At 37.5% G+C, this 12,046-nt stretch carries 10 protein-coding genes; 7 read left to right on the top strand and 3 right to left on the bottom strand.

Features of this window, described 5'->3' with window-relative positions; all coding sequences use genetic code 11:
- Window positions 1-738: a 6-phosphogluconolactonase gene (gene pgl / locus GQR44_RS05100; RefSeq protein ID WP_166369909.1), complete on the top strand. Its 738-nt coding sequence runs from the start codon at window positions 1-3 to the stop codon at window positions 736-738.
- Complete coding sequence (gene gnd, locus GQR44_RS05095; RefSeq protein ID WP_166369908.1) at window positions 728-2,176, top strand: decarboxylating NADP(+)-dependent phosphogluconate dehydrogenase; 1,449 nt, start codon at window positions 728-730, stop codon at window positions 2,174-2,176. The genes pgl and gnd overlap by 11 nt, the downstream gene beginning before the upstream one ends.
- Before the next feature lie 108 nt (window positions 2,177-2,284).
- On the opposite strand, the gene GQR44_RS05090 is transcribed toward gnd, so the two are convergent.
- The 3 genes from GQR44_RS05090 to GQR44_RS05080 all read right to left on the bottom strand — a co-directional run bounded on the left by GQR44_RS05090 (window position 2,285) and on the right by GQR44_RS05080 (window position 5,498).
- Entirely contained in the window at window positions 2,285-2,905 is a 621-nt protein-coding gene (locus GQR44_RS05090) for an HAD-IA family hydrolase (protein WP_166369906.1), read from the bottom strand.
- Window positions 2,906-3,396: 491 nt separating this feature from the next.
- A complete protein-coding gene (locus GQR44_RS05085) occupies window positions 3,397-3,747 on the bottom strand; it encodes an Imm51 family immunity protein (RefSeq protein WP_166369904.1) in 351 nt (116 codons plus the stop codon).
- A gap of 416 nt (window positions 3,748-4,163) precedes the next feature.
- Window positions 4,164-5,498, bottom strand: a complete 1,335-nt coding sequence (locus GQR44_RS05080) for a ferric reductase-like transmembrane domain-containing protein (protein WP_166369902.1) — start codon at window positions 5,496-5,498, stop codon at window positions 4,164-4,166.
- A gap of 458 nt (window positions 5,499-5,956) precedes the next feature.
- On the opposite strand from GQR44_RS05080, the gene GQR44_RS05075 reads away from it, so the two are divergent.
- The 5 genes from GQR44_RS05075 (at window position 5,957) to GQR44_RS05055 (ending at window position 11,825) form a co-directional block, all read left to right on the top strand.
- Entirely contained in the window at window positions 5,957-6,433 is a 477-nt protein-coding gene (locus GQR44_RS05075; protein WP_166369900.1) for a response regulator, read from the top strand.
- A gap of 142 nt (window positions 6,434-6,575) precedes the next feature.
- A complete protein-coding gene (locus tag GQR44_RS05070; RefSeq protein ID WP_205962966.1) occupies window positions 6,576-7,997 on the top strand; it encodes an SLC13 family permease in 1,422 nt (473 codons plus the stop codon).
- 197 nt (window positions 7,998-8,194) lie between these two features.
- Entirely contained in the window at window positions 8,195-8,575 is a 381-nt protein-coding gene (locus GQR44_RS05065) for a hypothetical protein (protein ID WP_166369898.1), read from the top strand.
- A 308-nt stretch (window positions 8,576-8,883) separates the two neighbouring features.
- On the top strand, window positions 8,884-10,518 hold the full coding sequence (locus tag GQR44_RS05060) for a diacylglycerol kinase family protein (RefSeq protein WP_166369896.1): 1,635 nt from the start codon (window positions 8,884-8,886) through the stop codon (window positions 10,516-10,518).
- Between the two features lie 296 nt (window positions 10,519-10,814).
- Window positions 10,815-11,825, top strand: a complete 1,011-nt coding sequence (locus GQR44_RS05055; RefSeq protein ID WP_166369894.1) for a mechanosensitive ion channel family protein — start codon at window positions 10,815-10,817, stop codon at window positions 11,823-11,825.
- Window positions 11,826-12,046: the final 221 nt, after the last annotated feature.

Below are 12,046 nucleotides of genomic sequence, written 5' to 3'. Positions count from 1 at the left end.
GTGAATAATATAATTTTCAATTCCACTCAAGCATTGCTTGATAAACTTGCGACTGATTTACAACAACTCAGTCTTAGTGAGCATAAAATCCATATCTCTTTATCGGGAGGTTCTACGCCTAACCTGTTATTTGATTATATAGCAAGTTCCGATTACGCAAACACCATCAATTGGCAGCAATTGCATTTTTGGTGGGGTGATGAACGCTGTGTTGCCCCTGACCACGAAGAAAGTAATTACGGTCAATGTAAACAACGTTTATTTGATCATATCGATATACCAGCAGAAAATATTCATCGCATTAAAGGTGAAAACCCTCCCGCTGAAGAGGAGTTGCGCTATGCTCAAGAGATACAAGACATAATCCCTTGCGGTGATGATAATATTCCACAATTTGATTGGATCATTTTAGGAATGGGAGGAGATGGACACACAGCATCTATTTTCCCAGGGCAAACTAATTACGAAGAAACCAACTTAACTTTTATTGCAACACAACCGCAATCTGGTCAACTACGTATCTCTAAAACTGCACATTTAATAGAGCAGAGTAAACGCATTACTTATTTAGTGATGGGCGCGAGTAAAGCTGAGATGATTTATACCATAAATACTCAAGCAAGCAGTGGGGACATCTACCCTGCAGCTCATATTTCAACTAAATCAGGATTAACCGAGTTTTATTTAGATCCAGAATCCGCAACACTATTACAAAAAGGAAACAATGATGAATGCTGATATCGCAGTCATAGGCCTAGCCGTGATGGGGCAAAACCTAATTTTAAATATGAATGACCATGGTTTTAAAGTGGTTGCTTATAATCGTACCGTGTCAAAAGTTGATCAATTTTTAGCATCAACAGCAAAAGATACCAATATTGTTGGCGCACACTCCTTAGAGGAAATGGTGAGCTTATTAGCAGCACCGCGTAAAATAATGTTAATGGTGCGAGCTGGTGACGTTGTTGATCATTTTATAGATGCCCTACTGCCACTCCTAGATAAAGGAGATATTATCATTGATGGCGGTAACTCTAATTATGTTGACAGTAATCGCCGTGTTCAAAAACTAAGCGAGTTAGGCCTTCATTTTGTAGGTGCAGGTGTTTCAGGCGGTGAAGAAGGTGCGCGCTTTGGACCCTCTATTATGCCAGGCGGCGACATTAAAGCGTGGCCGCATATCAAACCTATCTTCCAAGGTATTTCTGCAAAAACAGATCAAGGTGAACCTTGTTGTGATTGGGTAGGTAATGCTGGCTCAGGCCATTTTGTAAAAATGATCCATAACGGTATCGAATACGGTGATATGCAGTTAATCAGTGAAGCTTATCACTTCATGAAAGAAGCATTATTGATGTCACATGAAGAGATGGAAGCCACCTTCCGTGAATGGAATGAAACAGAGTTAAATAGTTACTTAGTAGAAATAACCATACAGATTCTGGCCTTTAAAGACACTGATGGCGAACCACTGGTTGAAAAAATCATGGATACCGCAGGGCAAAAAGGCACCGGCAAATGGACAGGTATTAATGCCCTTGACCTCGGCATTCCTTTAACATTAATTACTGAATCTGTTTTTGCGCGTTACTTATCTTCTATTAAACAACAACGTGTGGAAGCGAGTAGCCTATTTAACAAATCTATTTCGCCTATCAAAGAAGATAAAGCAAAATGGGTTAATGCCCTACGTGATGCACTATTAGCGAGTAAAATCATCTCCTATGCACAGGGTTTTATGCTGATGAGACAAGCATCGGACGAAAATAATTGGGAGCTAAATTACGGTAACGTGGCATTAATGTGGCGCGGTGGTTGTATTATACGTAGTGCATTTTTGGGTAATATTCGAGATGCCTTTGCGACACAACCTGAACTCAACTTCCTAGGCTTAGACCCTTATTTTAAAGATATTCTAGAACGTTGTTTACCAGCATGGAGAGACGTCGCATCTAGCTCTCTGCAGATTGGGCTACCAATGCCATGTATGACCTCTGCACTGACCTTTTTAGATGGTTACACGACGGCGCAATTGCCAGCGAATATGATCCAAGCACAACGAGATTATTTTGGCGCGCATACCTTTGAGCGAATAGATAAACCTGCTGGAGAGTTCTTCCATAACAACTGGACAGGGCATGGAGGTGATATCTCCTCCACCACCTATGATGCTTAAATAACCTTAAGCGCACTCAAGTTTAAGGTAGCAACGCCATAAGCAAAGGCGTTAAATCATCGAGTATGTTGATGATTTAACGCCTTATTCTTTGCACATCAATCATACTTAAAGTTTGCCAATCAATTCCGACATATGTTGTACTTGCAACATCGCGAGCGGACTTTGTTCAACGTCATTAGGCGCGTAATAAACACTCTTCATCTGCGCTGCATTGGCTGCCTGTAAACCAACCAGACTATCTTCAATCACATAACAATTAGCGGGGTCAACCTGCATGGTTTCTGCTACATGTAAAAATAAACCAGGGTCAGGCTTCCAAGAGCCGACTTCATAGGCGCTGAATATTTTACCTTTAAAATACTTATCCAACCCTGTCACTCGTAGTGCCTGTTCTATTTTCATTCTAGGGGCTGATGAAGCAATACAATAGGGAATACTCAGCGATTCAATTAACTCAATAACACCTTGATTAGGGGTTAAGTGAAGGTCAAAAAGTTGAGCTACTTTCTTTCTATATTCAACTTCGAAATTATCAGGAAAGGTGGTTGAAAATACTGCTTCTAAGCTCGACATGATCACATTAAGCTTCACACCTCGATACTCAGCAACAAGTTGTTCAGCACTTGCCTCAATACCTAATTCTGCCAGCTGTTGCTGCATCGCTAGGTTACAGAGAAACTCACTGTCGACCAATGTTCCATCACAATCAAAAATCACTAAATCCATAACACCCTCATGATTACTTTATAAAAAGAATTAGATACTCACCTATTTATAACTACCGAACTTACAACAACTTATCTTATAGCCACTTACCTTACAATGGCTTATCTTATAGCTACTTACCTTATAACAACAACCTTACATCACTTTACAAATGACAAAAGTAAAATTAAAAGGCGAACAATAATAATTGGCAGGAAGTGTCTGGATGAGTAATAGTTAAATATATCGCAGTTACATTGCAGCATAGTTAACTGAATAAATAACTGAATAGAACGTGAATAGAAAGTTAAAAAATTGAATAGAAAGCCGAATACATAGCAGAACAGTTTACTGTATACATAGAGTACATAACTAAATACCTGACTCATAGGTGGCTAAGAATTATTGTTAATAAGAATAACAAGGAAGGTGAGTAAATAGTGAACGAGTAATAATTCGCTATTTACTCAATATTATCTCTTGATAATCAAAGATTTTATTTAAAGAGTCTTTCAAACGGATGCGTTAGGTACAAAGTCATACTGCGCATAACGTTCAATAAAAGTATCTAAACGCGCATCATCATCATAAAACTCAGACACCATTTCAGCTACGTCATGCAATGCATCTCTATCTTGGCTGCGAATACAAAACATATCATGGTCGCTACACAGCGTTAATTTTGCTAAAAGATCGGGGTTTTTCTCGGTTAACATATTTTCGAGCACCATTCCCCAGTCATCGCTATCACCTAAAAAATCATGAGACTCAAATGCTTTCCATTTTAAGTCCCCTAAGGTCAAACTATGCATTTTTTGGAAACTTGAAAATAAAAAAGGTTGAAAAGCATTCGGTTGTTTCATAATAAATCTCTTTAATAGACACGGTTGATTTGAACTTCATCCTAGTCCTAAAAATGATAAAAAATAATGCTATGCATCATACTTTTGTATTTAATAATTTATACAACCCTCAGAATAAATAGGTTTTATTTATGAGCAAGTAAGTAATCTCATGCGAATTGGACTGTACTTAGCGAATGTTTATAGCGACCAACTCATGTTTGTAACCGCCAAAGACCTTTGACAACACTTCCATAATCACGCTAACACCTTGATTTTGTTTTTTTGATGTACGAGTTTAGGTGTATGAATTTAAGTGTATCAATTAGAATAAATTACTATTAATACACTCATCAAAACATGCAGCAGCAGTATTACTACTGCAAATAATTAATTACTACTGTAAATCATTAACTACTACTGCAAATAATTAACCACTAACGCATCTGAAATAACTCATAATGAAATTTACTTTTGCTTAATCCAAGCTCATCAAATGCATGCTGCAATGCACTAGAAAAAGATTGAGGCCCACAAAACCAAACATCAGAATCCGCCCAATCCATTGCCATTTCAGTGATCTGTTTAGCATTTAAAAATCCCTGCTTATTCACATCCCAAAGGTGTAATTTAACATTTGCTTGTTTAGCTAATGAGCTAATGTATTGAATAAAAATAGGATCAGGGCTTTGCGTACAATAAAACAGATCCACAGAGCAAGACTGTTCTGTATTCGCCAACGCTTCCATTCTCGCAGTAAAGGCAGCGATACCAATTCCCCCTGCAACCCAAATTTGATGACCGGTTTTAGATTTAAAGTTAAAACAACCGTAAGGGCCTTCTAATGTGACCGGATCACCCACTTTAATGCTGGTATTAAGTCGATCCGTAAAATCGCCAATCGCTTTAATATGAAAACGCACAGAACCCGATGAGTTTGGCATACTCGCAATAGTAAATGGATGTGGTTCTTGCCCCAAAAATGTAACAAAAGCAAACTGCCCAGGTTCATGACCAGGCCATTGCTTTGAAGTCCCCACGCAGAGACTTAATACATGGTTACTTTTATAAAAATGAAAGCTTTCAATATGGCCCTGTATTTTATTTTTTTGTCCAATATTACCTACTAAGCTTTGTATTGCAGCCCAACAACCGATGACAATTAATACCCCAACAAACCAGCCTATAGGTTGCTGCCAATAACTAAACTTCACTAATACTAAACTATGAAATACAAACAATAGATAAACAACGGACATTAGTTTATGTGTTGTTAAAAATATTGGGTAACTGATCTTTTTGACTAAGGCGATAGCAATCAATAGTAGCAGCACATAAAAACTCCACTCACCTACCGATTCAGCGGAATGACGTAAGCTATGTAATAGCCCTTCAAATGAAGATGCATCAATCGTTGACAGCATTCGCCCTTTTCCACCAGGCTTATCTAATAGCCCCCAGTTGACCAAATATTTTGAACCTTTAGTCCAAAACCAATGGATAAGAATAAACACCAAACTACTTATGCCTAACCATTTATGTAAACGATATGACTTATCTAAACCATTTAATAACTTTTCTAAGGGCTTTAAACGCAGTGCTAGCAGCATAATAATGCTCATCGTAGCCATTGCTAAAATACCGCTATACTGCATCAATACTTTACGAATGGGAAAGTAAGACCAGGGAAGTAATTGAAAATTTTCGGCTAATACCCATAACAGGGTCAATGAACCAAAAAAAACCGGTATAAACCATTTTATTCTACGCATAACCCTCGCCTTCTAAGAACTTAAATAAGGATTGTAATAGCGACTTAAATAGGCGCTCAAAACGACGCAATTCACCTACTATTACCATGGTTATACTATAGCAAATAAATAGTTCTCAAATATGAATTAAATGTGGATTTAAGCACTAATAATCCAACGGGTAAAAACGCTAAAACACCTTTTAAAGACGCCCTTATCAAACTCAACTAAAAGATATAGCGATCCTGCCTTTACTTGATCTGAACACCTATTTCGACTGTTGAGCCTATGCTATACCTTTGTCCATATCTTTGTTAACGCTTAGATATGAACATCGTTTTGTTAGCGCTAATTACCTTACTATTGAAGATCGTTACTTTTTGTTTTACTGGAGCTAATTACTTTTTTATTGGAGTGAATGACTTTTTGTTTTATTAGCAATGATTACTTTTATTGATGGCTGTGTAGGAGGAATTAAAATGGAAAAAATTAATATTATTTGCGTTGACGATGATCGCGAAATCCTAGAGGCCGTCAATCGAGACCTTAGCTTTTTTAGTGAAATGTTCACTATCAAAGAGTGCCAATCTGCAGAGCAATGTGAGCAATTATTAGAAACCTTCGATGCTCAGCAAGAATATGTCGCTTTAATTATTTCAGGGCATTTTTTACCCGTTAAATCAGGCGTTGCATTATTAACAGAAGTCGCAACCGACAATCGCTTCATTGGCACTAAAAAAATTCTGCTTACGGGCCATGCCACACAAGCAGATACTATCAAAGCGATTAACAGCGCCAAGGTTGATGGCTTCTTAGCCAAAACCTGGGACTCTGACGAGCTAATTCAAATGGTGAAGGAGTTATTGACACAATTCATCCTTGAAAAAGGAATTGACTATGAACCTTTTATAAAGAAACTCGATGCCCCTACTCTGTATCGATTACTTAAATCATAAATTTTGCTGCATTAGCTTTTGATAATAACGAGTTCGTAATAACAGCAGACAATAAAATAACGCGAGGATACAAACAGAATTACTTCAACAGCTTAACATTAATATCAACGTAAATTGGATCGCTTTGTGGGAGGCATATTAAATGATAAAAAAAAACTTGAAGTACATTCTGCCTATTTTATTGCCCTTAATTATTATTGTATTACCCGCAGATAGCTTTGGACTAGCTGGTTTAACATTAGTAGAGCAACGTGTGATGGCTATTTTTGTAATGGCTGCTTTGTGCTGGGTCTTGGAGCCGATTCCAATTTACGCCACTTCCGTGTTAATTATTGTATTAGAGTTGCTGCTTATTTCCGATCACGGATTATGGTTTGCCACCAATGACACACCACAACTGCAAGGGCATTTACTTAGCCAAACTGACATTATGGCCACCTTCGCATCACCGATTATCATGCTTTTTCTCGGTGGTTTTTTCTTAGCTATTGCCTCGACCAAATATCGTTTGGATATTAATTTAGCCCGCGTACTGTTGCGCCCATTTGGCCACCAGCCTAAATATGTAATGCTTGGAATTATGTTGATCACCGCTGTTTTTTCAATGTTTATGAGTAATACCGCAACCACCGCTATGATGCTATCTATTTTAACCCCAGTGTTAGCATTATTTGGTGATAAGGACATGGGTAAAATAGCCTTTGCATTATCGGTTCCTGTTGCAGCTAACATCGGCGGTATCGCCACGCCTATTGGTACACCACCGAATGCGGTTGCGCTTAAATACTTAGTCAATGAAAACAGTGTTAGCTTTGCAGAATGGATGGCAATGGGTGTGCCCTTTGTTGCGGTAATGTTATTGCTAGCTTGGTTGTTACTAAACCATTTATTTCCTGCTTCCGTTAATGTCATAAAACTAGATATCGAAGGCACATTTTTAAAAACGCCCAAGGCTTGGCTCGTTTATGGAACCTTTTTATTAACCATCATATTATGGTTACTAGGAGACTTGCATGGAATGAGTTCTTACGTAGTTGCTATGTTACCCGTCGCCATATTCTCTATTTTTAATATCATTAGTAAGGAAGACTTAAAGCATATTTCCTGGGATGTTTTATGGCTTGTTTCCGGCGGCATAGCCTTAGGTTTAGCATTAGATAAAACAGGACTGGCCGCACGCACCATCGAAGCGATTCCATTCCATCACTTTCACCCATTAGTGCTGATTGTTGGCGCTTCTATGTTGTGTTTATTGATGGCTAATTTTATGTCTAATACAGCCAGTGCTAACCTGCTATTACCTTTAGTCGCCACATTAGGTGCATCGATGCATTCATTACTTCCCTATGGCGGTCAAATGGTCCTCATATTATCAGTAACCTTTGCAGCCTCTTTAGGTATGTCTTTACCCGTCAGCACACCACCTAATGCACTCGCTTATGCTAGTGGACATATAAGAAGTTCTCAAATGCTTAAAGTAGGAGTGATATTAGGGATTAGTGGTTTATTAATCAGCTTTTCTATGTTTTTTGTTCTGCATCAATTGGGCGTTATTATTAACTAATTATATTTATTGTTATTGCTATTGCTATTGTTAAAAGAAAAGGGCCAGTAACAATCAGCATTATGGCCTATTACAAAATCATCATTATTTTTTTAGCTTTCATCAACGATACAGCTCAAAATCACTGGTTTTAAATAAATCAACTATGTAAGGTATTGGACTCAGTATTGTTCAGGAGCTTAGAATAGGAGCTAAAAATGAACGGAATATTTTGTGGTTATTACGATCAAGAAATGGAACAAGATGTTCCGTTACAGCCGACCTTAAACGAAGCATTACATTTTTTTAGAAACTTTCAATGGGAGAATAAACAACCAACATCCACGATGAAAATGTTAATGTTACAAATTCCAGAGCTTGACGATACCTCTTTACAGATTTCTAGCTTAGAGAAAGATAAATGGATTATTTCGGCCAAGGTTTCTCAACGCCGACGCTTTTTAGTCCCCTTTTTTAAACAAGATGTTTTTAGTCTTTTTATGGATAAAAATGCACTTGAAACAGAGAATTTAATCCGTGATTTTTACCAACATTCATTAAGTGAATTTATTCAGTTATTAAAAGACAATAACCTCTGACTTTCTCAGATACTAAGAAGCTAAAAAACTCCCGACAATAGCGACAACAACTACGACAGCAACTAAAACAAAAACAACTTACCAATTTAAGCACCACCATTGCCATTTTAATCGAGCAGTATTAACAATCACTCATGTAAAGTTTACAAAACCAGTTTAAATTTTCATTTAGAAAAAACAATAAAACAATATTTATCAGCAAGTTAAAGTTTGGTACAGCCTTTGCAAATACACTTAATTATTGATTGCTTTGATAGATGGGTGCGCCCCTCTGGTAATGCTATCGTTTTTTCATAAGGGGATTAGTAATGCCTATTTATTTTTATTACATCGCGTTAACCTTCATTTTTGCTTTATTGGGTTATTTCAGCACTTTTTTACTGTCTTTTATTTTATATTGGATCAGTGCCTCTCTCGCCGTTATTTCAATTGCTTACCTGATTAAGATGCCCAGTATATTTAGAAAAAATAGCGATGGACGCATTCCCCTCTATATTAATGTTTTATTATGGCCATTTATTGCAGGTGTTTATATTTATAATGGCATTGCCAGGAAGCTGGATAAGACCCCTAAAATACATAAAGTAGGCAAAGGTTTATTCGTCGCAACACGTTTAAATACACAAGACTTTGTATCCGGTGACATCAGTGATATTCATGCAATTGTAGATATGACCGCTGAATTTAGTGCCTTAGATTGGGGAAGTACTGCATTAGAACTAGATTATTTGAACATCCCAACTTTAGACCATCAAACACCGGATCTCGATTCTTTACAGCAAGCAATCACTTGGATCGACAACCATATTAATGACGGTAACAACGTAGTGGTTCACTGCGCTTTAGGCAGAGGCCGTTCGGTATTTGTTGCCGCGGCTTATTTATTAGCAAAAAATCCGGACTTAACCGTTCGAGAAGTATTAGATAACATATCAAGTGTGCGAACCCAGGCAGGCTTAAACAAAAAACAGTTAAGACGCTTAGCGCAATATCGAGAACAGAAAAGCCTTAATACTTATCCAACGGCTTGGTTAATTGTAAATCCGGCTGCAGGTGGTGGGAAATGGGAGCAATATAAAGTCGATGTTATCAATCAACTTAATAAACACTTCTCATTAACAGTAAGAGAAACAACCCCAACAGTATCCGCTAAACACTATACCGAACAAGCGCTGGCGGCTAAGACTTCGACAGTCATTGCTGCGGGAGGAGATGGCACTTTAAGAGAAGTTGCTGAAGAGGTGGTGAATACCAATATCACATTTGGTTTTTTACCTATGGGCACCGCTAATGCATTAGCCCACCATTTATACGGCCACCTGTCTAAAATAACCCCCGTTGAGCTTGCGCTATCACACATATGTAATAAGCAAACAGTTAAAATTGATACCGCAAAATGTAATGGTAAAACGGCGCTGTTATTAGCAGGGATTGGCCTTGAATATGACATGATCAATTTTGCAGACAGAGAAGTAAAAGATGATAACGGGCAATTTGCATATTTAAATGGTTTTTGGAAAGCCTATTCAGAGGGAAAAACCTATCATGTTGATGTCGCCTTTGATGATCAGAATTTTACCCCTATCGAAACCACAAGTTTTGTAGTTGCCAATGCCGCTCCCGTAACAAGTTTGCTAGCACAAGGTAATGGTGCACCTAACATTCAAGACGGTTACCTTGATGTTACTTGGATTAACTCAACACAACAGGTAGGCAGTAAATTAATGGGGTTAGGTGAATTAATTTCAGCTGGATTGAGCTTTAATAATGACCAACCAAGGCCAGTAGATAGTGAACAAAATATTCGGGCTAAGCGTGTTAAAAAAATAAAAATCAATAGTAAAGAAACGATTAAATACGTCATTGATGGTGAATTATTTGAAAGTGATACGCTCAATATTTGTATTAACCCCAGTGCGTTAACGGTTTTTTTAAAACAATAAAAATAACAGCGCTTAGTGAACCTGTTCACAATAGGGAATAACACTTAGCGCTTTTATTTCAAGCCCCCTTCCATCAGCGCAACAGTCATTGCACTTAACTCTATATTATCCTCAGCAAAGAAGATGCGGCTCTAGGAATAACTGACAATTTTTTTGTAAAATTTACTATTTCGCTTTTTAAAATCCATCAAAAAAACTAATAAATTAAATAATATCAGCAAGTTAAGTCCGGGCCTAAAATTTGCAGTGTAATTTGTATGTATGAGTTTTATGTATGATTTTTCTAGGAGTACGACGTGGACTTATTAAATATTGATCAATATTGGAAACTGATTGAAGAAAAGCTAAATACTTGGATAGAGACAGGTATTCAGCATATACCCAATTTAATCGTGGCAATTATCTTTATTATTTTCTTCTCTTTATTCGCACGTATTGCCGGTAATGTAATGCGTAAAGTATTAAGGCGCGCATTTGACTCCCACCAAATAGCTGATTTAATTACAGCGATTCTTAAAACCTGTTTGATATTAATGGGTATTTTCATTTGCTTAGACTTTGTTGGCTTAAAAGGTACAGTCACCTCGTTATTAGCGGGTGCAGGAATAATAGGTTTGGCAATCGGTTTTGCCTTCCAAGATATGACTGAAAATCTAATTGCCGGCATTGTAATGGGTATACGAAAACCATTTAAAATCGGCGATATAGTCGAAGCTGATGGTGTATTTGGTACTGTTAAAACCATTAACTTACGCAATACCTTAGTTGAAACATTTTTTGGCCAACTAGAAATCATCCCTAACAAAATATTGTTCAGAAATATATTAACCAATTACACAGTGATTGGAGAAAGACGTATTGAAATCCCCGTTTCAATTTCCTATGCCGACGATCCCGACCAGGCTGCGAAGCTGTTAGTTAACGCATTAAATGAATGTGACTTTGTGATCAAAAAACAGGAAACCAATGTATACGCTGAAAGTTTTGGAGATAGCGCTATTAATTTACTAGTGTGGTTTTGGATTGATTACCCTGGCCAAACAGGTTTCATGGCAGCAAGACACCAAGCTATTTCTGTTATTAAAAATACGCTAGAAGAAGCTGATATCTTGATCCCATTCCCTATTCGTACGCTGGATTTTGCAATTAAAGGGGGAAAACAGTTAGGTCAGCTATTAACTGAACAAACTGATGCTGAACAAGTTAACGACAAACAAAGCGCTACATCAACTAACGAAACGCATAATAAACAGACTCATGCAGATGCTAAATCCATTGCTAAATCAAACACGACAGATAATTACTAAGTAATCCAATCGTTAATATCTAATCGTTAATAATAGGCGAATAGCACCCCACCCCTCTAGGATTACTCGTGAAGTTATCCTAGAGGGGTGATATAACCGTGCTCATTTAAGATGCAAAGCCAGCGAGCCGTGAGGTCAATGCTTACCGGCGATACTCCCTTGTAATTTTTACATTAACGCATGTAATAAAAACAAAGTGAGTTCACTAAAAAGCCACCTAA

Origin of the sequence: Psychromonas sp. SA13A (genome assembly GCF_011378715.1) — a bacterium.
Taxonomy (GTDB): domain Bacteria; phylum Pseudomonadota; class Gammaproteobacteria; order Enterobacterales; family Psychromonadaceae; genus Psychromonas.
Note: the sequence above shows the minus strand (reverse complement) of the source record. Positions and strands in the feature narration are given on the sequence as shown.